The following is a 25,579-nucleotide window of genomic DNA, read 5'->3' on the forward strand; positions in this document are numbered from 1 at the left end:
GCAGCGCCAATGACGGCGCTACGGCTGCTGCTCAAAGCTCCCTACGCCGGTGCAAACCGGATCAGGTTCCAAGGGACTCTCTCAGCCTGGCAAATCCAGGCACCCCCGCTTCAGGGCGCCATTTCACTACAAATGCGAATGATTTGCGAGTCGGGCTGCTTCAGGCGGCGGCGCGCAGGGCCTGCAACAAGGCGTGGCCGTGATGGCTGGCGAACCATTCAGGGTGGCCGAGCATGAAGGGCTGCCAAGCGACATCGGCATTCGCGGTGGAGCCGGTGACGCCTTCGAAATACTCGACTTCGGACAGCGCAAAGTCGAAATGCACCATTGGCAGCAGGTCGGCCAGCAGGTGTACCCGTTCGGCCGACAAAGGCAATACCTCGCGGTAGCCGTCGAGCAGGGCCAATGCGATATCGATACGTACCGCCTCGGCGCCGCGCCCCAGTTCCAGCCAGGCCACGGCATTGCGTTCGATGGCGGTGGCCAGGTCGAACAGGGCGCTGGTGGGAGAGGCCAGGCCGAAATCGAGCACGCTGCTGACCTGCATCGCGTTGTGGCCGTGGCCCCACAGCAGGTTGGAGACGTGCCAGTCGTTGTGCGCCCACAACTGCGGTTCTGTCTGCAGGCGCGCGGGCAGTCCGGCATGCCAGGGCAGGACGCTGCGCCGCAACTGCTGCTCCCAAGGGATACGTGCGAGGTAACGGGCCAGTCCGGGGCGGTTGTGCAGATCGGCCTTGAGTGCGGCGATCGGGTCTTCGCTACGGATCAGTTCATCACGGGCGACCAGCAGATGGGTGCTGCGCTGGGGTGCGTGATAGCTGGCTGAAGCGCGGTGCAGGGTGGCCAGCATGCGGCCGGCAGCGCGGGCTCGCTCGACTTCGGTCAGCAGCGTCCACGAAGGTGCATCGCGGTAAAGGTCCTGGCCATCGGCTACGGCGTGCAGTTCGTAGGTCCAATCGCCGTGCGCAATGGCGGTCTGACCATCGTGGCCATGCAGGAGCTGGGTAACCGGAATCCCGGCACTTGCGAGGTGGGTGATGAATTGATGCTCTTCCTGCAGGCACATGGCGCTGCGGACCAGTCGGTGATGGCGTTTGACGAAGACCCTGCCGTGCTGGCCCTGGACAATCGCGGCGGCCGACATCGGCCGCGGGCTGTGCCATAGCAAGGTGCTGTCAGCGTCCAACTGCGGGTAGCGATTACACAGCCAGGCAAGCTCGGTCGCATTGATGGGGGGCCAGTCAGCAGCCACTTCATCGTTGTTCAGGCCTTGCACGCGGTGGGATTGCTGGGTCATCGGAACAGGCTGGGACAGGTGATGCGAGGGAGGCGAGATGGTACGTCAGCTCCGCCAAGGCTGCTGAATGTAGTGCCGAGCCATGCTCGGCTAGGGGCCTTCCCGGTAAAGCGCCAGCCGAGCATGGCTCGGCTCTACAGGGATTCAAGATCCAACGCCGACAGCCAGACAAGCCATGTGAAAGGAATTGTTAAAAAGCGCTGGCGCGCCCCTGCCGAAGTCTGTATGATTCGCCCACACCGCGGGAATAGCTCAGTTGGTAGAGCGCAACCTTGCCAAGGTTGAGGTCGCGAGTTCGAGTCTCGTTTCCCGCTCCAAATCGGAAAGGGCCCCCGCAGCGGGGTCTTTTCATGTCGAGGCGGTGTAATGCTTCGGCGGTGCAATAGTTTGGCCTGGTAGCAGAGTGGTTATGCAGCGGATTGCAAATCCGCGTACGCCGGTTCGATTCCGACCCAGGCCTCCATGTAGCAAGCAAAAAGCCCTGAGAAATCGGGGCTTTTTTGTTTTCTGCGATTTGCTTCCGGTCAGCAGAGTCCAGGAGTGTGGCGGCGGAGTGCGCTGTTTGTCGCCGTTTCCGGCAGGCGAGCCGCCGCTGACATGCTGCGTGTGAGTGAACGCTCCGGTTGCTGGCGGGCCGCTGTCAGTTGTTGATGCGTGCGGCTATCTCAGCTTCAAGATGGGCGAATGCGCGCCACTCGATAGCCTGCAGTCGCGCGCGATCTGCTGGTGGCAGGCCGCTGCTCAACATCGCTGCACCGAAGTCACTCAGTACGGCGTCGCCGGTGGCTGGATTCCACAGGATGTTGTGGGCATACAGGTCGCCATGCAGCACGCCCTGCGCATGCAGATGGGTGAGTGCCGAGCGGATGCAGCCCAGCAGGCGTTCGGCGATGGCAGGCGTAAATCGTGTATCTGCGGCGTAGACGTCGCGCGTGCAGCTGGCAAAGCTGGGTGGGCCGGCCAGGTTGATGTACTGCGGCGGCAGCAGGGGCATTGCCACCACCAAGCGCCCTTGCGGGTGTCCTTCGACGAGGGCCAGTGGCGCAAGCAGGTTGGGATGACCAGCAGCGGCCAGCCCGGCAGCCAGTTCCGAGTGCGGCGTGCCATCGCTGGTGGACGCTGCCTTGAATACTTTGACGGCAATCGCCTGATTGCTGTGCTTGAGCGCGGCGCGATGGATGTGTCCGCTCGCCCCTTCGCCCAGCAGCTCGCCAATCTCCAGATTCTCGTAGCGGATGGCGTGGTGATGCGCATCGGCCAAAGCAACGTGTTCGGCAGCCGCCGTCAGGGGATTGCCGGCCAAGGCCAGCCAGGCCAGGTTTGGCAATGCAAGTAATGTCGCTGGAGTCTCATCGAAATGGTTGCTGGCAATCCGCAACAGTTCCAGTGCTGTGCAATTGCTTAGATCGGGCAGGCTGGCGAGCTGGTTGCAGGAAAGCATCAGTTTCTGCAGTCGCGGACGTTGGCCGAGCGCTGCGGGTAGTTCACCCAACTGGTTGTCGGTCAGAATCAGCCAGCGCAGCCGTGCTGGCAGACTCTGTTCGGGAACGCGCGCGATCGCACAGGCCTTGAAGCCGATCATCTCCAGTTGTTCGCAGTCGCCGAGAGTGACTGGTAATTGCGTAAACGGGTTGTTGGAGCAGAACAGGATGCGTAGCTTGCGCAGTCGCCCCATGTCATCGGGTAAGGAGGTAAGTTGATTGCCGGAGAGATCCAGCACTTCCAGCGTATCGGCCAGGGCGAGCAGCGCCTGCGGGAATTCGGTCAGGCCCAGATTCACCAGACGAACAGTACGGGCGTTGTTGAGCGCGCCGCTTGTGAGATCTTCAAGGGTATGCATGCAGTGCGAGTGTACCGGCACCGCCCGCGCACAAGGCTGTTGTGGGAGCGGCGTCAGCCGCGAAGCAGGCAGTTCATCAGCACAGGGCTTTTGTAGGAGCAGCGTAAGCCGCGAAACCGATAGATCATCAGATGGCATGGATGCCCATGGTTCAAGCAACGTCAGCTTCGCGGCTGACGCCGCTCCTACAGGCAAGCCAGGCTTTCGTCTGGAGGCTCGTGCCAGTCGATCCCACCGGTTGCGTCCGGCTAAATACTTGCAGCGGTGAATGCCGCCAGGGCGAAGCAAAGCAACGTGATGCCGGCGAACGCCAACGGCTTGAGGCGCAATCCAGATGGGGCGGTATCGCCATCGCCGGCTGGACGGGCGCGATGGATCAGGTCCAGCGGGTAGTGACTGGCGGCCATCACATCGTCACATGCATCCATGCAATTGCCGCATTCGATGCAGCTGCTGGAGCGGCCATTGCGAATATCCAGGCCGATCGGGCAGGCGGCAACGCAGGCGCCGCAATCGGTGCAGTCTCCGAGGTGGGCCGGGCTGAACTTGGGCATGGCGCCGGCAATGGCTGGGTGGGCGGCGCGGAATACATAGTCGGCCGCAGTGCTTGCATCGAGCAGGCCGCGTGAACGATGCAATACGCTGGCGTTTTCCTGGCCGCGTTCGCCGCGCGGCTCCCCACGTGGCGCGTTGTACTGGATGCAGGGCGTGCGCGCATCGGCAATCAACGGTTGGATGCGGCTGTAGGGGCAGAGATAGCTGCAGACCTGTTCATGCAGGTACACCACGTTTGCCCAGGTCGCCAGGCCGTAGAAGCTGATCCAGAATAATTCCCAGCCGCTGAGCGTAAGTGTGAGCAAGCCCCGCGCGAGCTCCCCGATGGGCGTGAAGTAGCCCACAAAGCTGATGCCGGTCCACAGCGAGATTGCCGCCCACAGTGCGTGTCGAAGCGGCGTTGCCAATGGCTTCGCCCTGCCTTTGAGATCGGTCAGGCGGGTCAGTCTGCGAAACAGGCGGGTCAACACCGTCTGCGGGCAGGCATAGGTGCACCACAGGCGCCCGTAAAGGCTCGTGGCAAGGCAGAGCAGGGCCAGCGCGGCCAGCGCAAACCATAGCAGCGGCAATGACTGCTCCGGTTGCATCGAAATACCGGTAACCTGGAACTGGCGCGCATCAATGTCGAGCAGCAACCAGGGTTTACCGCCCCAGTGCAGCCAAGGCAGGCCATAGAACGCAGCCAGCATTGCCAAGCTGGTGAACTGGCGGAATCTGTCGCGCTTGCGGGCGGTGCCGGCGCTGGCTTCGCCGATGCTGCGCACCGGGTTCATTCGAAGACCTCCTCCTGCTCGCTTGCAGGGCGCATCAGCAGCGCGGTCACCCCGCACGCGCACAACGTGCCCGCCCAGAACATGAAGAAGCCCAGTGAATAGCCAACTTCACGGCTGATCACGTGCTGCGGGAAGCTGATCTGCTGCAGTTCCAGCGGGTCGATGAAAGCAAAAAAGACCGCCGACATCACCGCCGCTGTAAAGAAGCTGGGCCACACCACGGCGCCCAGGCGTTGGATCATTGGCAGTGAGCGGCGGGTGCTGGCGTCGGCAGAAGCGGTCATTGTGGATTCCTGGGTGCCTCGTGGCGAAGGAATAGAATCGGGTGGGCGGCTCGGCGGTATGGCCGCAGCTGGCAGCCCGGTGTGCAAGGCTAGGGGGTGTGTGGATGGGCGTCGTTGATCCTGATCAAGCGGGCCTTGGCCGGGCGTAGTAGGTTCTGACTAGGTGGCAGGAGGTGGGTTGTGCGGGCTGGGCCGGATGTTTGCAGTGAGGAAGAGGTGGATCGACTGGTGCGGCGCTTCTACGCGCGGGTGCGCGAGGACGCGGTGCTTGGGCCGATATTCGAGGCACGGGTGCATGATTGGGAGGCGCATCTGCTGCAGCTGATTGATTTCTGGTCGGCCCTGCTGCGTGGAACCTCGCGCTTCAATGGCGCGCCGATGCCCAAGCACCTGGCGATTCCCGGGCTGGAGTGGCCGATGTTCGAGCGCTGGCTGGCGTTGTTTGCACAGACCACGGCAGAGCTGGGCAACCCGACGATGCAGGTCTTGGCGGATGAGGCGGCCGGGCGGGTGGCCGGCTCCATCTGGCGTCGATACCACGCCCCTTCGTTCCCGATACTCTGAACGGATGCCGGGTTGGGCCCGTTCATGAATAGGTGAATTGATCTAACTCAAGGCGGTGATGCCTTGGCGGGGGCAAGCTGGCGCCATGAACATGCCGCTGCCAACCTCAAATGCCCTGGGCTGGACCTTCGACGCGGACCTGCTGCGCCGGCATGACCGGCCGGGTCCACGCTATACGTCCTATCCAACCGCCCCGCATTTCCATGATGGTTATGGGCAGGCGCAGTTCTGTGCGGCGGTGGCGCGCAGCAACGCGGTGGGGCGGCCGATGTCGCTGTATGTGCATGTGCCGTACTGCAGCAGCCCGTGTTTCTACTGTGGCTGCAACCGCGTGATCAGCCGCGACCGCAGCAAGGGCGAACGCTATGTCGATCAGCTGCTGGTTGAGGCGGACTGGCTTGCGCCGCTGTTTGCACGCGAACGCGAGGTCGTGCAGCTGCATCTGGGCGGTGGCACACCCAATTTCCTGGAGCCTGCACAGCTGCGTCGATTGATTGGCGGACTGGAGAAACTGTTCAATTTCAGCCACAGCAGCGCGCGCGACTTCTCGATCGAACTGGATCCGCGTTCGGTCAGCGTCGACGACATCGGTGTGCTGGCAGAGTTGGGCTTCAATCGCGCAAGCCTGGGTATCCAGGACTTCGACCCGCAGGTGCAGCAGGCGATCAATCGCGTGCAGGACGTGGATGAGACGATGGCCATCATCCAGGCCTGCCGCGACCATGGCATGCGTTCGGTCAATGTGGATCTGATCTACGGGTTGCCGCTGCAGACGCTGGCCGGGTTTGGCCGAACCCTGGACACGGTGATAGCCGCGCGTCCGGATCGGCTGGCGATCTACGGCTACGCGCATCTGCCGCATATGTTCAAGGCGCAACGACAGATACAGGACCGCGACCTGCCTGATCCGGAGCAGAAGCTGGCGCTGCTTGGGCTCGCGGTCGAGCGGTTGTCGGCCGCCGGATACCAGTACATCGGCATGGATCATTTCGCATTGCCGGGAGAAGACCTGTCGCGTGCGCAGCGTGCGGGCAGCCTGCATCGCAACTTCATGGGCTATACCACGCACGCTGACAGTGACCTGCTGGGGCTGGGTGTCAGTGCGATCAGCCATATCGATAGCAGCTACAGCCAGAACCCACGCGACCTCAAGGATTGGGAGGCAAAGATTGCCGAAGGCGGTGTGCCGGTATGGCGCGGGCTGGAGCTGGACGACGATGACCTGCTGCGTGCTGAACTGATCCAGCAGTTGATGTGCCATGGCAGCGTGGATGGCCGCGCGCTGGCGCGGCGGCATGGTGTCGATTTTGATGTCTATTTCGCCGAGGAGCTGATTGCCTTGCAGCACCTGCAGGACGACGGACTGGCCAGTTGCAACGATGGCGTGGTTGCCGCCACCGAGCAGGGCCGGCCCTTGCTGCGCTTGATCGCGATGTGTTTTGACCGTTATCTGAAGGCCGCGCAGCAGCCTGCGCGCTATTCGCGCGCCATTGGTTGAGATCACATTGGCGGCGGATTCAGCGCTGCCGCCAATATTCGCGTATTCGCGATTCACAATTGGGCCGCAATCAGGCAGGCTATTGCGATGCCCGGATGGCGAAACTGGTAGACGCATCGGACTTAAAATCCGCCGGCCGCGAGGCCATGCCGGTTCGATTCCGGCTCCGGGCACCAGTTCGCAACCTCAGGGGATGGCATGAGCGCCGAGATCACCGCCGCGGTAGCGCCGCAGATCGCCATCATCGGGCTGGGTTATGTTGGCCTGCCATTGGCAGTCGAGTTCGGCAAAACGCTCGATACCCTGGGGTATGACATCGATACTGCCCGCGTTGCCGAGTTGCAGGCGGGGCATGACCATACGCTGGAACTGGATGACACCGAGCTCGCCGCTGGCGTGCTGGCGCGTTACACCGCCGACAAGACCGATCTGGCGGCGCGCAATGTTTTCATCGTCACCGTGCCAACGCCGATAGATGCGTATGAGCAACCGGATCTTGGCCCGCTGCGCAGTGCCAGCACGTTGATTGCTGCGGTGCTCAAACCCGGTGACCTGGTGATCTACGAGTCCACCGTTTACCCGGGGACCACCGAAGAGGTTTGCGTGCCCTTGCTCGAGCAGGGCTCGGGGCTGCGCTTCAACCAGGATTTCTATTGCGGTTACAGCCCGGAGCGGATCAATCCGGGTGATCGCCAGCGGCGTTTGCCGGATATCAAGAAGATCACCTCCGGCTCCACGCCCGAAGCGGCGACCGTGGTGGATGCCTTGTATCGGCGCATCATCACCGCCGGCACCTGGCCGGCGTCGTCGTTGCGCGTGGCCGAGGCGGCCAAGGTGGTGGAGAACATCCAGCGTGATGTGAACATCGCCCTGGTCAACGAGCTGGCGCTGATCTTTGACAAGCTCGGTATCGATACTCTTGATGTATTGGAAGCGGCAGGCACCAAGTGGAACTTCCTGCCGTTCCGGCCGGGCATGGTTGGCGGGCATTGCATTGGTGTTGATCCCTATTACCTGCTGCACAAGTCCGAGAGCGTTGGTTATCACCCGGACCTGATCCACACCGCACGCCAGGTCAACAACCGTGTGGTGGCGCATGTGGTCACCCGCGTGCGTGGGCTGCTGGAAGTCCGGAACAAGCCGTTGCAGAACGCACGCGTGCTCGTGCTTGGGGTGACTTTCAAGGAGGACTGCCCGGACCTGCGCAACAGCCGTGCTCTGGATCTGGTACAGATGCTGGCTGCTGCCGGCGCACAGGTGGACGCTTTCGACCCTTGGGCCGATCCACGCAACGCGCACGACATGGGCGGTGTAGCGCTTGTGAAGGCGCCACAGCAAGGTGTCTACGATGCGGTGGTTCTGGCCGTGGCGCACCAGCAGTTCCGTGCCTTCGACGAGGCCCGGATCCGTGCCCTGGGTGTGCCGGACATGGTGGTCTACGACGTGAAATCGGCCTGGCCGAGGCAAGTGGTGGACGACCGGTTGTAGAATCCGCCATCCGTGTTGTTCGAGGACGGTAATGCATCGTTATCTGGTTTATGTGCTGGCACTGATCCTGCTGCCAGTATCACTGGCGCTGGCTACCCACTGGCCTGCTTGGTACTGGGGCGTTGGCCTGTTCGGCCTGATGGCGGTGCTGGGCACCTGGGATGTGTTGCAGCGGCGCAGCGTGCTGCGTCGCAACTATCCGGTGTTGGCGCATTTCCGCTACGGCTTCGAGTCCATCGGCCCGGAAATCCGCCAGTACTTCGTGCAGAGCGATCTGGAGGACGTGCCGTTCTCGCGCCAGCAACGCCAGCTGATCTACCAGCGTTCGCGCAACGAAATGGATGTGGTGCCGTTCGGCACGCTGCGCAGTGCCTATGCCGTGGACTACGAATGGATCAATCATTCGCTGTCGCCGACCAGCATTGCGCACCACGATTTCCGGGTGCTGATCGGGCCTGATTGCGCCAAGCCTTACTCGGCCAGCGTGTTCAATATCTCGGCGATGAGCTTTGGTTCCTTGTCGGCCAATGCGATCCGCGCGCTGAACAAGGGCGCGAAAATGGGCGGCTTCTGCCACGACACCGGCGAAGGCTCGATCTCGCCGTATCACCGTGAAAACGGCGGCGATCTGGTCTGGGAAATCGGTTCGGGCTACTTCGGCTGCCGTGATGAAAATGGTCGCTTCAGCGAAGAGCGCTTTGTCGAGAATGCGAGCTCCGATCAGGTCAAGATGATCGAGATCAAGCTGTCGCAGGGCGCAAAGCCGGGACACGGCGGTGTGTTGCCGGCGGCGAAGGTCAGTGCCGAAATCTCCGCGACCCGTGGTGTGCCGATGGGCGTGGACTGTGTATCACCGTCAAAGCATTCGGCATTCTCCACGCCGATTGAGCTGCTGCAGTTCGTTGCGCGTCTGCGCGGGTTGTCCGGCGGCAAGCCGGTTGGTTTCAAGTTGGCCATCGGCCATCCGTGGGAATGGTTTGGTATCGCCAAGGCGATGCAGGAAACCGGAATGCTGCCGGACTACATCGTGGTCGACGGTGCCGAAGGCGGCACCGGCGCCGCGCCGGCGGAGTTCATCGATCACGTAGGTGTACCGATGAACGAGGCGCTGATCCTGGTGCACAACACCCTGGTCGGGCTTGGCCTGCGTGACCGCATCCGCCTGGGGGCGGCCGGCAAGGTGACCACGGCGTTCGATATCGCCCGCACCATCGCCTTGGGTGCGGATTGGTGCAATGCCGGGCGTGGTTACATGTTCGCGCTGGGCTGCATCCAGTCGCTGAGCTGCCACAACGACAAATGCCCGACCGGCATTGCCACCCAGGACCCGAGCCGCTGGCGGCATCTGGAGCCGGTCGACAAGGGCCAGCGCGTATTCAATTACCACCAGAACACGATGCGCGCGCTGCGCGACCTGCTTGGTGCTGCTGGCCTGCACGATCCGTCCGAGCTGGGCCCGGAACACATCCTGCGTCGGGTATCGCCGGTGGAGATCCGCTCGCTTGCCAGCCTGTACCGCTATCTGGGACCAGGCGAATTGTTGAACAAGGTGCCCGAGCACACCGTGTTCCGTGAGTACTGGGCCGAGGCGCGCAGTGATTCCTTTACCCCGCCTTCGCGAGTGGCGGCGTTGCGTACAAGCAAGATGTGTTGAGCGGCCCGCATTTTGTGACTTGTGGGAGCGGCGTAAGCCGCGAAAGCCCGCAGCAGTGAAGCTGCGGTTTTTTCTGCAATCGGATTGATCTTTGGTTTCGCGGCTTACGCCGCTCCCACAAGCGGCGGTGCTATCGGTGAAGCTTCTGCCGACCATGGGTCGGCACTACAGGGCGGTGCTATCGATGAAGCCTCTGCCGACCATGGGTCGGCACTACGGGGCGACGCTATCGGCGAAGCCGCTGCCGACCATGGGTCGGCACTACAGCCAGCGGATCACGCCTTCTGCTGCGCGTTGGCCGCTGGCGTAGCAGGCGGTCAACAGGTAGCCGCCGGTGGGGGCTTCCCAATCCAGCATTTCGCCAGCGCAGAACACGCCTGGTTGCGCGATGAGCATCAGCCCGTCATCCATCGCTTCCAGCTTTACACCGCCAGCTGTGCTGATGGTTTCGGCCATAGGGCGTGGCCGCAGCAGCTGCAAGGGCAGGCGCTTGAGGGTGCGCGCGACGGCTTCCAGGTCATTGCCAGCATCCTTGCCCAGTACTTCAAACAGCAGCCCGGCCTTGGCTGCATCAACGCCTGTGGCGCGACGCAGGTGCTCGCCGAAGCTGCGGCCCTTGCGTGAGCGGCCCAGATCGGCGAGCAGGCGTGCTTCGTCACGGCCGGGTACCAGGTCCAGTTCCAACGTCACCGCACAATCGCGATTGAGGGTTTCGCGCAGATCGGCGGCCAGTGCATAGATCAGGCTGCCTTCAATGCCGTATTCGCTGATCACGCATTCGCCTTGCAGCGACTGTGCGTGTCCCTGCAAGTCAGTCCAGTGCGCGATCACGGGTTTGATCGGTGCACCGGCATGGCGGTCGCGGAAGTGCGCAGTCCAGTCGATGTCGAAGCCGCAATTGGCCGACTGCAGCGACGCGGTATCGACGCCGCGTTCCTGCAGCACCGGCATCCAGCTGCCGTCAGAGCCCAGCTCCGGCCAGCTGCCACCGCCCAGCGCCAATACCGTGGCATCGGCGCGAACAGCGATCTCGCCATCGGCGGTGGCCATGCGCAGGCTGCCGTCCGGGTTCCAGCCCAGCCAGCGATGCTGCACGTGGAAACGCACACCTTGTTCCTTCAATCGGCGCACCCAGCCGCGCAGCAGCGGTGCCGCCTTGCGGTCCACCGGGAACACACGGCCGGAACTGCCGACATAGGTTTCCACGCCAAAACCCTGCGCCCAGCGGCGCAGGGCATCGGCATCGAAGCCGTCCAGCCAGGCTGCGACTTCGGCCTGGCGTTCGCGGTAACGGCTGTCGAACAGCGGGCGCGGATCGGAGTGGGTGAGGTTGAGCCCGCCCTTGCCGGCGATCAGGAACTTGCGCCCGGGCGAGCCCTTGGCTTCATACAGGTTGACCGCCACGCCGGCCGCGCGAAGGCGCTCGGCGGCAAACAGGCCGGCCGGGCCACCGCCAATCACGGAAACGGTTTTGTCAGCGAGGTTTGACATCAAGCAGTTCTACATCGAAGACCAATGAGGAGCCGGCCGGAATCGGGCCGACGCCGCGGTTGCCATAGCCGTACTCGGCCGGAATCATCAGGGTGCGCTTGCCGCCGACCTTCATGCCTACGACGCCTTCATCCCAGCCGCGGATGACCTGCTTTTCGCCAAGGTTGAAGCTGAACGATTCGCCGCGATCCACCGAGCTGTCGAACTTCTCGCCATGCTTGTCAGGCTTGCGCTCGTCGTAGATCCAGCCGGTGTAATGCACGCTGACCTTGCTGCCCGCCACGGCTTCAGCACCGGTGCCGGGCTGGGTGTCGATCTGCTCGAACTTGGCAATGGTGCCACCCGGAGGCGGGCCCGGCGGGGTGCAGCCGGCGGCCAGCAGGGACAGCAGCAGCGGTATGAACAGACGACGCATGGCGCGCTCCGTTGGAAAGGGGCGTGCAGGGTAGCGCATCGCTGCCGGGTATCATTGCGGCATGGCCAAATTGCTGCTCAATCTACGTAATGTCGGCGACGACGAAAGCGCCGAGGTCGGCGAACTGCTCGATCGCAACGGCATCGCCTGGTACCGAACTGAACCCAGTCCCTGGGGTATTTCCAATGGCGGCATCTGGCTGCGCGAGAACGATGATCTGTCGCGCGCGAAAAGCCTGATGGCGAGCTATCAGGCTGAACGCGGGCAGCGCGTGCGTGAAGAGCGCGCCGCCGCGCTGCGGGATGGCAGTGCGGAGACGTTCGGTTCGATGTTGCGCAATCGGCCATTGTTTGTGCTGGCGGTGCTGCTGGGCATGGTGGTTGTTTCAGCCTTGGTGCTGCTGCCGTATTTCCTGCTGCGGGGGTGAGGGCTTTCAACTCCCTCCCTTGCTCCGTAGGAGGAGAGGATGGTTGGGGGGGGGCTTTCGGGCATTACCAGCTTCGCGGCTTACGCCGCTCCTACAGCTCAGCTCCCTCCCTTTGCCGCAGGCAAGGGGAGGGTTGGGGAGGGGTTGGCTTTTGGGCCTTTCGGGTATTGCCAGCTTCGCGGCTTACGCCGCTCCCACAACGGCCATCGGGCCGGTCGTTTAAACTATGCGCATGATCGTCAATACCGCTGCCTATCTTTTCGTTCCGCTGGCTGATGCCGAAGCCTTGACCGCCACCTTGCATGAACGCGCAAAGGCGCTGGAGCTGCGCGGCACCATCCTGATCGCGGCGGAGGGCATCAACCTGTTCCTCGCCGGCAGCAGCGAAGGCATTGACGGCTTCTACAGCCAGCTCAAGACCGATGAGCGCTTCGCTGACATGCGCATCAAGTACAGCCACAGCCAGATGCAGCCGTTCGCCAGGCTGAAGGCCAAGTTCAAGTCGGAAATCATCAGCTTCCGCCGCGAAGACGGCCAGCCGCTGGATTACCCGCGCGCACCCAGCGTGGCCCCGGCCACCGTGCAGCGTTGGTTGCGGCAGGGTCACGATGACGACGGCAAGCGGGTGGTGATGCTGGATACGCGCAACTGGCAGGAATTTGCGCATGGCACCTTCCAGGGCGCGTTGACCCTGCCGATCGCCAAGTTCACCGATCTGCCGGCCGCACTGGAGCCGCACCGCGAGTCGCTGGCCGATGCCACCGTGGTCAGCTTCTGCACCGGCGGCATCCGCTGTGAGAAGGCGGCGCTGTGGATGCAGAACGATGGCATGCACAACGTGTTGCAGCTGGAAGGCGGCATCCTCGGTTACTTCGAGGAAGTCGGTGGTGAGGGCTATGACGGCCGCTGTTTCGTGTTTGATGAACGTGTGGCGCTGGATGCGCAGCTGCAGCCGCTGGTGGACCGGCAGGACGACGCCCAAGCCTGATCCCGCACCGACAGGGTGGGAAACAGTGTCCCGGTGGAATGCGTGGTGACTGCATGGAGAATGCGAGGACGAACCCCATGTCCTTCGTATCGTCCACGGAGACCGCAGAATGATCCCCCTTTCCATCCTTGACCTGGCCCCTGTCTGCGAGGGCTCAACCCCGCAGCAGGCGTTTGCCAACATGCTGGAGCTGGCCCAGCACGCCGATCGCTGGGGCTATCACCGTTATTGGCTGGCCGAGCACCACAACATGCCCGGCATCGCCAGCGCCGCGACCGCGGTGCTGATCGGGCATGTGGCCGGTGGCACTTCGCGCATCCGCGTGGGTTCGGGTGGGGTGATGCTGCCCAATCATTCGCCGTTGCAGGTGGCCGAACAGTTCGGCACCTTGGCCTCGCTGTACCCGGATCGTATCGATCTGGGGCTGGGCCGGGCGCCCGGCACCGACCAACCCACCGCGCGCGCCTTGCGCCGTTACTTCGACAGCGCCGACCAGTTCCCGCAGGACGTTACCGAGCTGCTGCATTACTTCGCGCCGGTACAGCCCGGGCAGACGGTACAGGCGGTGCCTGGTGGCGGCATCCCGGTGCCGGTCTGGCTGCTGGGCTCGAGTCTGTTCAGTGCGCGCCTGGCGGCGGCGATGGGCCTGCCGTTTGCGTTTGCCTCGCACTTCGCCCCGGATTCCATGGATGAGGCGCTGGCGCTGTATCGCCGCGACTTCCGTCCTTCCGAGCACTTGCAGGCGCCTTACGCGATCCTGGCCTTGAATGTGGTGGCCAGCGAATCGGAGGCCGAATCGAAGCGCTTGTTCACCAGCCTGCAGCAGACCTTCGTCAATCTGCGGCGCGGTACGCCGGGGCGTATCCCGCCACCGGTGGATGACATCGAGGCGTTCTGGGCGCCGCATGAAAAGGCGGGTGTCGAGCGTGCCTTGGCCTGCAGCATCGTCGGTGATCCGACGCAGGTGGCTGAAGGCTTGGCGGCCTTTGTCGAGCGCCATCGCCCGGATGAAATGATGCTGGCCGCCAATATCTATGATCCAGCAGCGCGGCTGCGTTCGTTCGATCTGGCGATGCAGGCCTGGCAGCGGGTGGCGGCGGCGTAAGCCGTTTGCTCCCTCCCTTTCGCTCAGCGAAGGGGAGGGTTGGGGAGGGGTGATTTTTGCTGGTAAAGCTTCTTGCCGAGCATGGCTCGGCACTACGGCCTGCCGTGGACGGTCAACTGGTCAGGCGCTCGAACAGCGCAATGCTCTCGCTGATCAGCTGGCCGGAGCCGAAGCCGAAGAACAGACCGGCAGCAATCGCTGCCAACCAGTTGAACAGCATCAGCGCGCCATCGCGCTCGATCAGTGCCAGTGCGAACAACAGCAGCTGGAAGCCGAACAGGTAGTTGGTGAACGGAATCGGTAGCGACAGCAGCAGGCCGACCAGCAACAACAGCACGCCGGTCAGCATGCGCGCCGGCAATGGCACGATCAGCACTGCCAGCCGTGGTTTCAGCATCCGGTCCAGGCGTTGCAGCGGTCGGCTGATCTTGCTCAGGAACCTGTGCACGGTGCTGCGCTTGGGGCCGCGTCTGGCAATGAAGCCCGGCAGCCACGGCCGCGACATGCCAAACAACAACTGGCTGCCGATCAGGAACACCAGCGGACTGCTGACCGCACCGCCTATGCCCGGGATCGGGATGAAGGCGGGCAGGATGGCGATGAACAGGAATACGCCGAAGGCGCTCTGTTCCAGGCCTTGCAGAACCTTGCCCAGTGGCAGATGTTCATCCGGGTCGCCGCGTTCGAACATCGCCAGTAGCGTGCGGATGCCTTCGTTGCGATAGCCGCCGGTATCCGTCCTGCCGGCGTCCGGCGTGGTGCCGTCCGGGTCAACCGGTGGTGTCATCGGCATCTTCTTCCGGCAGCCTGCGCAGCAGCAGCTTGTCGATGCGGGCACCGTCGAGGTCGACGATCTCGATGCGCCAGCCGGCCCAGTCGAAGTATTCGCCCGCGTGCGGAATACGGCCGAAGTAATGCATGCACATGCCGGCGATGGTGTAGTAATCGCCTTCCTCCGCATCCGGCAGCTCGGCGCCGTTCATCAGCTCCTGCAGGTCGTCCACCGGCAGCGAGCCATCGACCAGCAACGAGCCGTCTTCGCGGGTGACAACCAAGGCGTCGTCGTCGGTGTTCTCGGTTGCCTGCAGGCGGCCAACCACCGCGCCCATCAGGTCGGAGATGGTCACCAGACCCTGGATCTCGCCGTACTCGTCCACCACCAGTGCCATTGACTGGTGTTCCTCGCGGAAGATCTCCAGCAGCTTCATCGCGTGGGTGGACTCGGAGACGTACAGGGTCTCGCGCAGGTTCTCGAACAGGCTGTGGCTGCCGCCGCTGAGGCGGGTCACCAGGCTCTTGACCTCGAGGATGCCGGCGATGTCCTGGTCGTTGCCGCGATACACCGGGTAGCGCGAGAACGAGTGGTCACGCATGGCGGACAGGTTCTTTTCCGGGTCGGCGTTGGTGTCCAGCCAGGCGATGCGGTTGCGTGGGGTCATCAGGCTGTCGGCGGTGCGGTCGCCCAGGCGCATGACGCGGTTCATCATGTCGCGCTCGTGGCTGTCGATCACGCCCTGCTCATGGCTCTCGGCCACCAGCATGCGGATCTCCTCTTCACTGACCGAGGCCGATTCGGTCTTGCCCAGGCCGAGCAGGCGCAGCACCAGCCGGGTGGAGTGCGAGAGCAGCCAAACGCCGGGGGCGGCGATGCGGGCCAGCCAGCTCATTGGCACCGCGACAATGCCGGCGATGTCTTCGGAACGGGTCAACGCGACACGTTTGGGCACCAGTTCGCCGAAGATCAGCGTCAGGTAGGTGATCAGCGCAACGGCCAGGGTCTTGCCGATGAACTCCGACCAGGGCTGGGTGGCGCCAAACAGCGAGAAGTTCGCCGACAGTGCGGGGAACAGGGCCTGCAGGTGCTGGGCAATGGCACCGCCGATCGCGTCACCGCCGTAAACACCGGTCAGGATGCCGATCAGGGTGATGCCGATCTGCACCGTGGACAGGAAGTTCTCGGGCTTCTCGGACAGGGCCAGGGCGCGGGCGGCACGCTTGCTCGAGCTGGCCAGCTGCTTGAGGCGGCTCTTGCGCGAGGTCATGACCGACATTTCGGACATGGCAAAGAAGCCGTTGAGCAGAATCAAGGCCAGTACGATGAAAAATTCAAACACGGGTCTCTCCCCGGGTTGGTGACAGGGAGGGCGGGTGCTTGCAGTGGCGGCGGCCGCTCAGGGGCGGAATCCGGCGCTGTGGCGGGGGATAAGGGTCGTCGTCCATAGGGTGCGCCGCGAGGGCGCTTGGCGATATTAGCAAACCCCCGGGGCTCTGGTACGACCGGCCGTTCACATTTCAGATGTAAAAAAGACGTCAGGAATACCCTGAATGCCATCTAGCCGTCATAATTCGCCCTTGGTGCCGTCCCTCCCGCGACGGCGAATAGGCTCCCCATGTTTTCGTTGCAGACCATCTTTGGCTCCGGCAAGCAGTTCTATACCTACCTCGACGAGGCCGCGCAGGCCGCCTATGACGGTGCCAAGGCACTGCACAGCATGATGCGCGAGGCCGATCGTCAGCCGGCGCTGGATGCGTTCAAGCTCGCCCGTCTGCGCGAGCGCGCCGCCTCGGACAAGATCAGTCAGGCGCTGGTTGACAGTTTCATGACCCCGATCGAGCGCGAGGACATCGAAGCGCTGGGTTCGGCGCTGTACAAGATCCCCAAGCAGATCGAGAAGTTCGCCGACCGCTACTCGTTGGCCGTGCAGCATCTGGACCAGATCGACTTCGCCCCGCGCGCAGCGATGCTGGAGCAGGCCGCAGGCGTGGTAGTGGAAATGGTCAACGACCTGCGCCACATGAACCTGGATCGCATGACCGCGCTCAACGAGAAGCTGCGTTCGCTGGAAAACGAAGCTGACCGCCTGATGTTGGAGCTGTACCGCGACATCTACTCCGGTCGCCTGGACAACCTGCAGATGTTCCTGCTCAAGGAATTCTTCGAGATTCTGGAAAAGGCCATCGACCGTTGCCGCGAAGCCGGCGTGGTGGCTTACCAGATCGTGCTCAAGAACAGCTGACGGGGACGCCCTATGCTCACCCTTGTCCTGGTGGTGATTCTGGCCGCGCTCGTCTTCGAGTTCATCAACGGCTTCCACGACACCGCCAATTCAATTGCCACCGTGGTGGCAACCAAGGTCCTGTCGCCCGGTTGGGCGGTGATGTTGGCCGCTTTCATGAACCTGATCGGCGCGCTCACCGGCACCGCCGTCGCGTTGACCATCGCCAATGGCCTGCTCAACACCGACGTGGTCGATGTGACCCCGCAGGTGATCCTGTGCGCGCTGCTGGGCGGCATCGTCTGGAACCTGATCACCTGGTGGAAGGGCCTGCCTTCCTCGTCCTCGCATGCGCTGATTGGCGGCCTGTGCGGTGCCGGTCTGGCCGCTGCGCATAACAACTGGGATGCGCTGATCTGGTCGCAGAACCTCGGCAACTGGGCGCAGAACAAGGGCCTGTTGTGGAAGGTGTTCGTGCCGATGATCACCTCGCCGATCGCTGGCTTCCTGCTCGGCGTGGTGGTGATGTGCCTGTTGTGGGCGATCATCGCCGGCATGGCCCGCGTTGGTGGCATGCTCGGTCGGCTGGCGCGCCCGCGTTGGGTCAATGCCTTCTTCGGCAAGGCACAGATCGTCTCGGCGGCGTACATGGGTTTTGCCCACGGCCATAACGATGCGCAGAAGACCATGGGCATCATCGCCATGACCCTGATTGGTGCCGAGGCAACCGGCGCATTGAACGACCTGCCCTCGTGGCTGGCCTTCATGCACCCGGATGCCCACGCTGGCGACGGTATCGCCATGTGGATCGTGCTGACCTGTGCAGTGGTGATGGCGGCCGGTACCGCTTCGGGCGGCTGGAAGATCATCAAGACCCTGGGCCACAAGATGGTCAAGCTGCACCCGATCCACGGCTTTGCCGCGGAGACCAGCTCGGCCACCATCCTGACCCTGGCTGCGCACTTCGGCATGCCGGTCTCGACCACCCACAGCATCTCCACTGCGATCATGGGCGTTGGCTTCGCCAAGAACCCGCGTTCGCTGCGCCTGGGCGTGATCGAACGCATCCTGTGGGCGTGGATCCTGACGATCCCGGCGGCAGGCGGCTGTGCTTACCTGATCCTGCGTCTGTTCGAAATGGTGGGTTGGAACTGAGTCAGTCGGTTCGCAGCCTGCAAGCAAAAACCCGCCAGCGATGGCGGGTTTTTTGTTGGGGCGCGGCTGCTTGTAGGAGCGGCGTAAGCCGCGAAGCCGGTGCTGCTGGCGGGTCAGGGATCTTTGCCATCTGAAGATGTGCTTGCCTCGCGGCTTACGCCGCTCCCACAAAAAAGAAAATGGCGGCGCGCGGCCAACAAAAAGCCCGCCGGTGAGGGCGGGCTTTCGGTGCTGCGAGATCGCTTGGATCAGGCTTCCAGCGAGGCCAGGTCGCCCTTGCTCTCCAGCCAGCCCTTGCGGTCCGGGGCGCGCTTCTTGGCCAGCAGCATGTCCATCAGGGCCGAGGTCTGCTCGCTGTCGTCCACGGTCAGCTGCACCAGGCGGCGCGTATCCGGGTGGATGGTGGATTCGCGCAGCTGCGAGGGGTTCATCTCGCCCAGACCCTTGAAGCGGGTGACGCTGACCTGGCCGCGGATCTTCTCGCGCTCGATCTTGTCCAGCAGCGAGCGCTTCTCTTCCTCGTCCAGCGCATAGAACACCTGCTTGCCCACGTCGACACGGAACAGCGGCGGCATCGCCACGAACACGTGGCCGGCATCCACCAGTGACGGGAAGTGACGCAGGAACAGGGCGGTCAGCAAGGTGGCGATGTGCAGGCCGTCGGAGTCGGCATCGGCCAGGATCACGATCTTGCCGTAACGCAGGCCGGACAGGTCGTCCTTGCCCGGGTCGCAGCCGATGGCGATGGCCAGGTTATGCACTTCTTCCGAGGCCAGCACGCTGCCCGAGGCGACTTCCCAGGTGTTCAGGATCTTGCCGCGCAGCGGCAGGATGGCCTGGAAATCCTTGTCGCGGGCCTGCTTGGCGCTGCCGCCTGCCGAGTCACCTTCCACCAGGAACAGCTCGGTGCGCGACAGGTCCTGGCTGATGCAGTCGGCCAGCTTGCCGGGCAGGGCCGGGCCCTGGGTGACCTTCTTGCGGGTGACCAGCTTCTCGGTCTTCAGGCGCGCGCTGGCACGCTCAATGGCGATCTGCGCGATCTTTTCGCCCAGTTCCACGTTCTGGTTCAACAGCAGGCTGAAGGCGTCGTGGGCGGCGCCTTCGACGAAGCCGGCGGCCTGGCGCGAGGACAGGCGTTCCTTGGTCTGGCCGCTGAACTGCGGATCGGTCATCTTCAGTGACAGCACGAAGGAGACGCGGTCCCAGACATCTTCCGGGGCCAGCTTGACGCCGCGCGGCAGCAGGTTGCGGAAGTCGCAGAACTCGCGCAGCGCCTCGGTCAGGCCGGTGCGCAGGCCGTTGGCGTGGGTGCCGTGCTGGGCGGTCGGGATCAGGTTGACGTAGCTTTCCTGCACCAGCTCGCCTTCCGGCAGCCAGGCCACGGCCCAGTCAACGATCTCGGTTTCCTTCTTCAGCGAACCGGCAAACAGATCGGCCGGCAGCATTTCACGCTCGCCCAGCTCGGCCTTCAGGTAGTCGCGCAGGCCGTCTTCGTAATACCAGGTGTCGACTTCGCCGGTGGCTTCGTCGGTCAGCTTCACGGTCAGGCCCGGGCACAGCACCGCCTTGGCGCGCAGCAGGTGGCGCAGCGCGCGCACATTGAACTTGGGCGTGTCGAAGTACTTGGGGTCGGCCCAGAAGCGCACGCGGGTACCGGTGTTCTTCTTGCCGACGCTGCCGACCACTTCCAGCGGGCTGGCGCGGTCGCCATCGCGGAAGGTGATGCGGTGCTCGCTGCCGTCGCGGCGGATATGGATCTCCACCAGCGTGGACAGGGCGTTGACCACCGATACGCCGACGCCGTGCAGGCCGCCGGAGAAGGTGTAGTTGCGGTTGTTGAACTTGCCGCCGGCGTGCAGCCTGGTCAGGATCAGTTCGACGCCCGGGATTTTCTCTTCCGGGTGGATGTCCACCGGCATGCCGCGGCCGTCATCGCTGACCTCGCAGCTGCCATCCTTGAACAGGGTGACTTCCACGGTCTTGGCGTGGCCGGCCAGGGCCTCATCGACCGAGTTGTCGATCACTTCCTGCGCCAGATGGTTCGGGCGGGCAGTGTCGGTATACATGCCAGGACGGCGTTTGACCGGGTCCAGGCCAGAGAGGACTTCGATGTCAGCGGCGTTGTAACGGGCGTTCATGGATCTCGGTAGGGCGCAAATCGACGTGGGAGTGTGCGGTCTGGCGGCGATTTTTGCACGCAGGGCATTCAGGGCCGGGGCAGCTGCGACGAGGTATCCTGTATCCGGTTCCAAAAAGGCCCGCCATTCCAGGCGGGGCAAGCCGAGGAGGTTTTGGATGAAAACATCAAAATTGCTGGCCCTGGGTGTTGTTGTCGCTGCCGTTGCCGCCGTTCCCTTCGTGATGGCGCAGAGCGCTGACAAGGGCAAGGCTGCCGAGGCCGCGCAGGCTGCCCCGGTCGACAAGGCGCAGAGCGAGGCCGAGCAGAAGGCCAAGCGCCGCGCTGCCGCGGCTGCCCAGGACAAGGCCAAGGCTGACCAGCCGGTGCCGCGTGAAGAAGAGGAAGAGGAAGCCCGTCGCCGTCGCTGACGCGCTTTTGCTGAGTTTCAAGGACGCCCCGGCGCAGGTCGGGGCGTCTTTTTTTTAATCCGCCGCATCCAGTGCTTGGGTGTTTTGGCGACAACCTTTAAACTAGGGCTTTCCGGGAGGCAGTGAGCCGTGACCCCCCTTATTTTTGTTACCGGTGGTGTGGTGTCCTCGCTAGGCAAGGGCATCGCAGCCGCGTCCCTGGCCTCGATTCTCGAGGCGCGTGGCCTGAAGGTCACCATGATGAAGCTGGATCCGTACATCAACGTCGATCCAGGCACGATGAGCCCCTTCCAGCATGGCGAGGTCTATGTCACCGACGACGGTGCCGAGACCGACCTCGATCTGGGCCATTACGAGCGTTTCGTCCATAACCGCCTGAGCCGCAAGAACTCGGTGACCACCGGGCGTATCTACGAGAACGTGATCCGCAAGGAGCGCCGTGGTGATTACCTGGGCGCGACCGTGCAGGTCATTCCGCACATCACCGACGAAATCCGCCGCTGCATCGACGAGGCCACTGCTGGCTTCGACGTGGCGCTGGTGGAAATCGGCGGCACCGTTGGCGATATCGAGTCGCTGCCGTTCCTGGAGGCGATCCGGCAGGTGCGCACCGAGCGTGGCCCGGAGAAGGCGCTGTTCATGCATCTCACCCTGGTGCCGTACATCGGTGCCGCTGGCGAGCTGAAGACCAAGCCGACCCAGCACTCGGTCAAGGAACTGCGCTCGATCGGCATCCAGCCGGACGTGCTGCTGTGCCGTTCCGAGCATGCAATCCCGGACTCGGAGCGCCGCAAGATTTCGCTGTTCACCAACGTTTCCGAGCGCGCCGTGATCAGCGTGCCGGACGTGGAAGTCCTGTACCGCGTGCCGATGGGTCTGCATGCGCAGGGTCTGGACGAGATCGTGGTCAACCAGCTCAAGCTCGGTGACAAGGCTGGTCCGGCGGACCTGTCCGAGTGGGAGTCGGTGCTGGATGCAGCGCTGCATCCGCTGGACGACGTCACCATCGCCGTGGTCGGCAAGTACGTCGACCATCAGGATGCGTACAAGTCGGTGGGCGAGGCGCTCAAGCACGGCGGCCTGCGCCAGCGCACCAAGGTCAACCTGAAGTGGCTGGAAGCGCAGGAACTGGAGGAATCCGGCCTGTCTGCGCTGGACGGCGTCGATGGCATCCTGGTGCCGGGCGGCTTCGGTGACCGTGGTTTCGAGGGCAAGGTGCTGACCTCGCAGTATGCCCGCGAGCACAAGGTGCCGTACTTCGGCATCTGCTATGGCATGCAGGCGGCTGTGGTGGACTACGCCCGCCATGTGGCTGGCCTGGAAGGCGCCAACAGCACCGAGAACGACCGCCAGTCGCCGAATCCGGTGATCGGCCTGATCACCGAATGGCGTACCGCCACCGGTGAAGTCGAGAAGCGCGACGAGAAGTCCGACCTGGGCGGCACCATGCGCCTGGGCCTGCAGGAGCAGCGCCTCAAGCCGGGCACCCTGGCCCGCGAGCTGTACGGCAAGGACGTGGTGGCCGAGCGTCACCGCCACCGTTACGAGTTCAACAACCGCTACCGCACCCAGTTGGAAGACGCGGGTCTGGTGATTGCCGGCAAGTCGATGGATGACACGCTGGTGGAAGTGGTCGAGCTGCCGCGTGACCAGCACCCGTGGTTCCTGGCCTGTCAGGCACACCCGGAGTTCCTGTCCACCCCGCGTGGTGGCCACCCGCTGTTCATCGGCTTCATCCGCGCCGCGCGCGAGAAGAAGGCCGGCGGCAAGCTGTTGCAGGAAGCCCGCGCCTGAAAAGGTAGTGCCGAGCCATGCTCGGCAGGGGGCGTTACCCGTGGCGTGTGAATGAAGGCGAGCTTCGCTCTCCTTACCCTCATCCGCCCTTCGGGCACCTTCTCCCACAGGGAGAAGGGCAAGGTGCTACCCAAACAAGGCCCGCCCAGTGCGGGCCTTGTGCGTTTCAGCGGCCCGCGCCGCTTTCAGGCGAAAGCAACGGCCGCGCCAGCCTGCGCTTCGTTTAAACTCCCGGCTGGTATTTGTGTTTCCCGTCGATAACAGACTCTCCTGAACGAGCCTAGCCCCCAGACATGACCAACATCGCCAAGATCCACGCCCGTGAAATCCTCGACAGCCGTGGCAACCCCACGCTGGAAGCCGAAGTCACCCTGGCCGACGGCTCGTTCGGCCGCGCCGCCGTCCCGTCCGGCGCTTCGACCGGCACCAAGGAGGCCGTGGAGCTGCGCGATGGCGACAAGACCCGTTACCTGGGCAAGGGCGTGCGCAACGCCGTGGGCAACATCAATGGTGCGATCGCCACCGCACTGGCCGGCTTCAATGCCGAAGACCAGGAAGGCCTGGACCGCCGCCTGATCGATCTGGACGGTACCGAGAACAAGGGCCGCCTCGGCGCCAATGCCCTGCTCGGTGTTTCCATGGCCGCCGCCCACGCGGTTGCCGCTTCCAAGAAGCAGGCGCTGTGGCAGTATCTGGCCGCCAAGACCGGCGCCACCCCGTCGCTGCCGGTGCCGATGATGAACATCATCAACGGTGGCGCGCACGCCGATAACAACGTCGATTTCCAGGAATTCATGGTGTTGCCGGTCGGCTTCAGCTCGTTCAGCGAGTCGCTGCGCGCCGGCACCGAAATCTTCCACGCGCTGAAGTCGGTGCTGAAGGGCCACGGCCTGAGCACGGCGGTGGGCGATGAAGGCGGCTTCGCGCCGGACTTCCGCAGCAACGTCGAGGCGCTGGACACCATTCTGGAAGCCATCGGCAAGGCCGGTTACACCGCCGGCGAAGACATCCTGCTCGGCCTGGACGTCGCTTCCAGCGAGTTCTACGAGAACGGCAAGTACAACCTGGTTGGCGAGAACAAGCGCCTGACCTCCGAGCAGTTCGTCGACTTCCTGGCCGACTGGAGCGCGCAGTACCCGATCATCAGCATCGAGGACGGCCTGGCCGAGAACGACTGGGCCGGTTGGAAGCTGCTGACCCAGCGCGTCGGCAACAAGGTGCAGCTGGTCGGCGACGATCTGTTCGTCACCAACCCGAAGATCTTCGCCGAAGGCATCGAGTCGGGCACCGCCAATGCCATCCTGATCAAGGTCAATCAGATCGGCACCCTGACCGAGACCCTGGAAGCCATCGCCATGGCCGACAAGGCCGGTTATGCGGCCATCGTCTCGCACCGCTCGGGCGAAACCGAAGACACCACCATCGCCGACATCGCCGTGGCCACCACTGCCACCCAGATCAAGACCGGCTCGCTGTGCCGCAGCGATCGCGTGGCCAAGTACAACCAGCTGCTGCGTATCGAGGAAGCCCTCGGCAGCGGCGCGCGTTATGCCGGCCGTGACGCGTTTGTCTCGCTCAAGCGCTGATCGTCATGCGTAATTGGCGCTGGCTGCTGCTGGTGCTGGCGGTACTGCTGGGATTGCTGCAGTACCGCTTCTGGTTTGGCCAGGGCAACTCGGGCGAAGTGATGATGCTCGAGGCGCAGGTGGCCAACCAGAAGCGTGACAACGACGGTCTGCAGCAGCGCAATGATTCCCTGGCGGCGGAAGTCCAGGACCTCAAGGATGGCGAGGCTGCCATCGAGGAACGTGCGCGCAGCGAACTGGGCATGATCAAGCCGGGTGAGAAGTTCTACCGGGTCGTCGAGGACGCCCCGGTGGCTGCGCCCGTGGTGCCTGCGCCTGCCGCGGCGACGGAACCGTCGGCCGGGCAGGGTAACCAGCAGTCGCCATCGGAGAACATCCCGTGATCGTGCAGACCTGGGCGGTGGTTCCCGCGGCTGGGCGCGGCGCGCGTTTTGGTGGTCCGGTGCCCAAGCAGTACCTGTTGGCCGACGGTGAGCCGCTGCTCGCGCACACCCTGCAGTCCCTGCTTGCCCATCCCGGCGTGGCCGGGGTGATGGTGGCCATTGCCGAGAACGATGCCGATTGGCCGGGTTGGACTTCGTTTGCTGACAAGCCGGTGCTGACCTGCGTGGGAGGAGAGACCCGCGCGGCGTCGGTATTGGCAGGCCTGCAGGCGCTGCCGGAGAGCGTGCGTGCCGATGACTTCGTGCTGGTCCACGACGCCGCGCGGCCAAATCTGGCGGCGACCGATCTGAGCCGTTTGCTGGAAGTGGGGCGTGCCGATCCGGTCGGTGGCATTCTCGCCGCGCCGGTGCGCGACACGCTCAAGCGTGCTGGTGATGATGGTGGCATTGACGGCACGGAGCCGCGTGAGCGCCTGTGGCGCGCGCTGACCCCGCAGATGTTCCGCCGGCATCAACTCACCCGCGCGCTGCTCGATGCCGCTGCAGCAGGTGTCGACGTCACCGATGAGGCGATGGCGATGGAGCGCCAAGGCGTGCGCCCGTTGCTGGTCGAGGGCGCGGAAAGCAATTTCAAGGTCACCACGCCGGCCGATCTGGCCCGTTTCGAATTCGAGCTGTCGCGGCGCGGCAGCTGATCCCTTGCCGGCGCGTTGGCGCCGGCTCTGCCAAGAAGTACTGC

General features: G+C 63.8%; 23 protein-coding genes, 3 tRNA genes and 1 riboswitch. Of the genes, 17 read left to right on the top strand and 9 right to left on the bottom strand.

Features of this window, described 5'->3' with window-relative positions:
* Window positions 1–21: 21 nt before the first annotated feature.
* Window positions 22–117, bottom strand: a riboswitch (TPP riboswitch).
* Between the two features lie 43 nt (window positions 118–160).
* The gene (locus AC1VWL_RS08955; protein WP_482986436.1) at window positions 161–1,297 is read right to left on the bottom strand and encodes a phosphotransferase enzyme family protein; all 1,137 of its coding nucleotides are present in this window, start codon (window positions 1,295–1,297) and stop codon (window positions 161–163) included.
* Window positions 1,298–1,538: 241 nt separating this feature from the next.
* Between AC1VWL_RS08955 and AC1VWL_RS08960 the strand changes: the two genes are divergently transcribed.
* Window positions 1,539–1,614, top strand: a tRNA-Gly gene (locus AC1VWL_RS08960).
* A gap of 72 nt (window positions 1,615–1,686) precedes the next feature.
* A tRNA-Cys gene (locus tag AC1VWL_RS08965) sits at window positions 1,687–1,760 on the top strand.
* A gap of 177 nt (window positions 1,761–1,937) precedes the next feature.
* Here AC1VWL_RS08965 and AC1VWL_RS08970 read toward each other — a convergent pair.
* The 3 genes from AC1VWL_RS08970 to AC1VWL_RS08980 form a co-directional block, all read right to left on the bottom strand.
* A complete protein-coding gene (locus AC1VWL_RS08970; protein ID WP_482986437.1) occupies window positions 1,938–3,137 on the bottom strand; it encodes a leucine-rich repeat-containing protein kinase family protein in 1,200 nt (399 codons plus the stop codon).
* A gap of 248 nt (window positions 3,138–3,385) precedes the next feature.
* Entirely contained in the window at window positions 3,386–4,465 is a 1,080-nt protein-coding gene (locus tag AC1VWL_RS08975) for a 4Fe-4S dicluster domain-containing protein (protein ID WP_482986438.1), read from the bottom strand.
* A complete protein-coding gene (locus AC1VWL_RS08980) occupies window positions 4,462–4,749 on the bottom strand; it encodes a hypothetical protein (RefSeq protein ID WP_282266568.1) in 288 nt (95 codons plus the stop codon). The genes AC1VWL_RS08975 and AC1VWL_RS08980 overlap by 4 nt, the downstream gene beginning before the upstream one ends.
* Before the next feature lie 180 nt (window positions 4,750–4,929).
* On the opposite strand from AC1VWL_RS08980, the gene AC1VWL_RS08985 reads away from it, so the two are divergent.
* From AC1VWL_RS08985 to AC1VWL_RS09005, 5 genes are all read left to right on the top strand, one after another.
* Complete coding sequence (locus AC1VWL_RS08985; RefSeq protein WP_481615017.1) at window positions 4,930–5,313, top strand: group III truncated hemoglobin; 384 nt, start codon at window positions 4,930–4,932, stop codon at window positions 5,311–5,313.
* Between the two features lie 91 nt (window positions 5,314–5,404).
* Complete coding sequence (gene hemN / locus AC1VWL_RS08990; protein ID WP_482986439.1) at window positions 5,405–6,811, top strand: oxygen-independent coproporphyrinogen III oxidase; 1,407 nt, start codon at window positions 5,405–5,407, stop codon at window positions 6,809–6,811.
* A gap of 89 nt (window positions 6,812–6,900) precedes the next feature.
* Window positions 6,901–6,987 (top strand) — tRNA-Leu (locus AC1VWL_RS08995).
* A gap of 22 nt (window positions 6,988–7,009) precedes the next feature.
* A complete protein-coding gene (locus AC1VWL_RS09000) occupies window positions 7,010–8,299 on the top strand; it encodes a nucleotide sugar dehydrogenase (protein WP_482986440.1) in 1,290 nt (429 codons plus the stop codon).
* Window positions 8,300–8,330: 31 nt separating this feature from the next.
* Window positions 8,331–9,953 carry an FMN-binding glutamate synthase family protein gene (locus AC1VWL_RS09005; protein ID WP_482986441.1) on the top strand — a complete coding sequence of 541 codons (1,623 nt, stop codon included), beginning with the start codon at window positions 8,331–8,333 and terminating at the stop codon, window positions 9,951–9,953.
* A 261-nt stretch (window positions 9,954–10,214) separates the two neighbouring features.
* On the opposite strand, the gene AC1VWL_RS09010 is transcribed toward AC1VWL_RS09005, so the two are convergent.
* On the bottom strand, window positions 10,215–11,444 hold the full coding sequence (locus tag AC1VWL_RS09010) for a TIGR03862 family flavoprotein (protein ID WP_482986442.1): 1,230 nt from the start codon (window positions 11,442–11,444) through the stop codon (window positions 10,215–10,217).
* Window positions 11,428–11,859, bottom strand: a complete 432-nt coding sequence (locus AC1VWL_RS09015; RefSeq protein WP_482986443.1) for an FKBP-type peptidyl-prolyl cis-trans isomerase — start codon at window positions 11,857–11,859, stop codon at window positions 11,428–11,430. The genes AC1VWL_RS09010 and AC1VWL_RS09015 overlap by 17 nt, the downstream gene beginning before the upstream one ends.
* A gap of 61 nt (window positions 11,860–11,920) precedes the next feature.
* Here AC1VWL_RS09015 and AC1VWL_RS09020 point away from each other — a divergent pair, with 61 nt between their 5' ends.
* The 3 genes from AC1VWL_RS09020 (at window position 11,921) to AC1VWL_RS09030 (ending at window position 14,379) form a co-directional block, all read left to right on the top strand.
* Window positions 11,921–12,286 carry a DUF6164 family protein gene (locus AC1VWL_RS09020; RefSeq protein WP_482986444.1) on the top strand — a complete coding sequence of 122 codons (366 nt, stop codon included), beginning with the start codon at window positions 11,921–11,923 and terminating at the stop codon, window positions 12,284–12,286.
* Between the two features lie 232 nt (window positions 12,287–12,518).
* On the top strand, window positions 12,519–13,274 hold the full coding sequence (locus AC1VWL_RS09025; protein WP_482986455.1) for a sulfurtransferase: 756 nt from the start codon (window positions 12,519–12,521) through the stop codon (window positions 13,272–13,274).
* A gap of 109 nt (window positions 13,275–13,383) precedes the next feature.
* Window positions 13,384–14,379: an LLM class flavin-dependent oxidoreductase gene (locus tag AC1VWL_RS09030; protein WP_482986445.1), complete on the top strand. Its 996-nt coding sequence runs from the start codon at window positions 13,384–13,386 to the stop codon at window positions 14,377–14,379.
* 112 nt (window positions 14,380–14,491) lie between these two features.
* Here the strand turns inward: AC1VWL_RS09030 and AC1VWL_RS09035 are convergent, their stop codons facing one another.
* Entirely contained in the window at window positions 14,492–15,166 is a 675-nt protein-coding gene (locus tag AC1VWL_RS09035) for an exopolysaccharide biosynthesis protein (protein WP_481614491.1), read from the bottom strand.
* Entirely contained in the window at window positions 15,150–16,493 is a 1,344-nt protein-coding gene (locus tag AC1VWL_RS09040) for a hemolysin family protein (RefSeq protein WP_282272630.1), read from the bottom strand. Before AC1VWL_RS09040 ends, AC1VWL_RS09035 begins: the two co-directional genes overlap by 17 nt.
* A 276-nt stretch (window positions 16,494–16,769) precedes the next feature.
* On the opposite strand from AC1VWL_RS09040, the gene AC1VWL_RS09045 reads away from it, so the two are divergent.
* On the top strand, window positions 16,770–17,396 hold the full coding sequence (locus AC1VWL_RS09045; RefSeq protein WP_057628278.1) for a DUF47 domain-containing protein: 627 nt from the start codon (window positions 16,770–16,772) through the stop codon (window positions 17,394–17,396).
* A 12-nt stretch (window positions 17,397–17,408) separates the two neighbouring features.
* Window positions 17,409–18,530: an inorganic phosphate transporter gene (locus AC1VWL_RS09050; RefSeq protein ID WP_482986446.1), complete on the top strand. Its 1,122-nt coding sequence runs from the start codon at window positions 17,409–17,411 to the stop codon at window positions 18,528–18,530.
* A gap of 248 nt (window positions 18,531–18,778) precedes the next feature.
* Here the strand turns inward: AC1VWL_RS09050 and parE are convergent, their stop codons facing one another.
* Window positions 18,779–20,668, bottom strand: coding sequence for a DNA topoisomerase IV subunit B (gene parE, locus AC1VWL_RS09055; protein WP_282273023.1), 1,890 nt, complete (start codon window positions 20,666–20,668; stop codon window positions 18,779–18,781).
* Window positions 20,669–20,825: 157 nt separating this feature from the next.
* Between parE and AC1VWL_RS09060 the strand changes: the two genes are divergently transcribed.
* From AC1VWL_RS09060 to ispD, 5 genes are all read left to right on the top strand, one after another.
* The gene (locus AC1VWL_RS09060; protein ID WP_482986447.1) at window positions 20,826–21,077 is read left to right on the top strand and encodes a hypothetical protein; all 252 of its coding nucleotides are present in this window, start codon (window positions 20,826–20,828) and stop codon (window positions 21,075–21,077) included.
* Between the two features lie 129 nt (window positions 21,078–21,206).
* Window positions 21,207–22,871 carry a CTP synthase gene (locus tag AC1VWL_RS09065; RefSeq protein WP_481614488.1) on the top strand — a complete coding sequence of 555 codons (1,665 nt, stop codon included), beginning with the start codon at window positions 21,207–21,209 and terminating at the stop codon, window positions 22,869–22,871.
* A gap of 293 nt (window positions 22,872–23,164) precedes the next feature.
* On the top strand, window positions 23,165–24,457 hold the full coding sequence (gene eno, locus AC1VWL_RS09070) for a phosphopyruvate hydratase (protein ID WP_282271948.1): 1,293 nt from the start codon (window positions 23,165–23,167) through the stop codon (window positions 24,455–24,457).
* 5 nt (window positions 24,458–24,462) lie between these two features.
* Window positions 24,463–24,840, top strand: coding sequence for a cell division protein FtsB (gene ftsB, locus AC1VWL_RS09075; protein ID WP_296249134.1), 378 nt, complete (start codon window positions 24,463–24,465; stop codon window positions 24,838–24,840).
* Entirely contained in the window at window positions 24,837–25,535 is a 699-nt protein-coding gene (ispD, locus tag AC1VWL_RS09080) for a 2-C-methyl-D-erythritol 4-phosphate cytidylyltransferase (protein ID WP_482986448.1), read from the top strand. The genes ftsB and ispD overlap by 4 nt, the downstream gene beginning before the upstream one ends.
* Window positions 25,536–25,579: the final 44 nt, after the last annotated feature.

Source organism: Stenotrophomonas sp. STEN063, from assembly GCF_056854515.1.

Bases quoted from the DNA above. Each gene is read 5' to 3' on its own strand.
- AC1VWL_RS08955 (WP_482986436.1), bottom strand. From the start codon at position 1,297: ATGACCCAGCAATCCCACCGCGTGCAAGGCCTGAACAACGATGAAGTG.
- AC1VWL_RS08970 (WP_482986437.1), bottom strand. From the start codon at position 3,137: ATGCATACCCTTGAAGATCTCACAAGCGGCGCGCTCAACAACGCCCGT.
- AC1VWL_RS08975 (WP_482986438.1), bottom strand. From the start codon at position 4,465: ATGAACCCGGTGCGCAGCATCGGCGAAGCCAGCGCCGGCACCGCCCGC.
- AC1VWL_RS08980 (WP_282266568.1), bottom strand. From the start codon at position 4,749: ATGACCGCTTCTGCCGACGCCAGCACCCGCCGCTCACTGCCAATGATC.
- hemN (WP_482986439.1), top strand. From the start codon at position 5,405: ATGCCGCTGCCAACCTCAAATGCCCTGGGCTGGACCTTCGACGCGGAC.
- AC1VWL_RS09000 (WP_482986440.1), top strand. From the start codon at position 7,010: ATGAGCGCCGAGATCACCGCCGCGGTAGCGCCGCAGATCGCCATCATC.
- AC1VWL_RS09005 (WP_482986441.1), top strand. From the start codon at position 8,331: ATGCATCGTTATCTGGTTTATGTGCTGGCACTGATCCTGCTGCCAGTA.
- AC1VWL_RS09010 (WP_482986442.1), bottom strand. From the start codon at position 11,444: ATGTCAAACCTCGCTGACAAAACCGTTTCCGTGATTGGCGGTGGCCCG.
- AC1VWL_RS09015 (WP_482986443.1), bottom strand. From the start codon at position 11,859: ATGCGTCGTCTGTTCATACCGCTGCTGCTGTCCCTGCTGGCCGCCGGC.
- AC1VWL_RS09020 (WP_482986444.1), top strand. From the start codon at position 11,921: ATGGCCAAATTGCTGCTCAATCTACGTAATGTCGGCGACGACGAAAGC.
- AC1VWL_RS09025 (WP_482986455.1), top strand. From the start codon at position 12,519: ATGATCGTCAATACCGCTGCCTATCTTTTCGTTCCGCTGGCTGATGCC.
- AC1VWL_RS09030 (WP_482986445.1), top strand. From the start codon at position 13,384: ATGATCCCCCTTTCCATCCTTGACCTGGCCCCTGTCTGCGAGGGCTCA.
- AC1VWL_RS09035 (WP_481614491.1), bottom strand. From the start codon at position 15,166: ATGACACCACCGGTTGACCCGGACGGCACCACGCCGGACGCCGGCAGG.
- AC1VWL_RS09045 (WP_057628278.1), top strand. From the start codon at position 16,770: ATGTTTTCGTTGCAGACCATCTTTGGCTCCGGCAAGCAGTTCTATACC.
- AC1VWL_RS09050 (WP_482986446.1), top strand. From the start codon at position 17,409: ATGCTCACCCTTGTCCTGGTGGTGATTCTGGCCGCGCTCGTCTTCGAG.
- parE (WP_282273023.1), bottom strand. From the start codon at position 20,668: ATGAACGCCCGTTACAACGCCGCTGACATCGAAGTCCTCTCTGGCCTG.
- AC1VWL_RS09060 (WP_482986447.1), top strand. From the start codon at position 20,826: ATGAAAACATCAAAATTGCTGGCCCTGGGTGTTGTTGTCGCTGCCGTT.
- eno (WP_282271948.1), top strand. From the start codon at position 23,165: ATGACCAACATCGCCAAGATCCACGCCCGTGAAATCCTCGACAGCCGT.
- ftsB (WP_296249134.1), top strand. From the start codon at position 24,463: ATGCGTAATTGGCGCTGGCTGCTGCTGGTGCTGGCGGTACTGCTGGGA.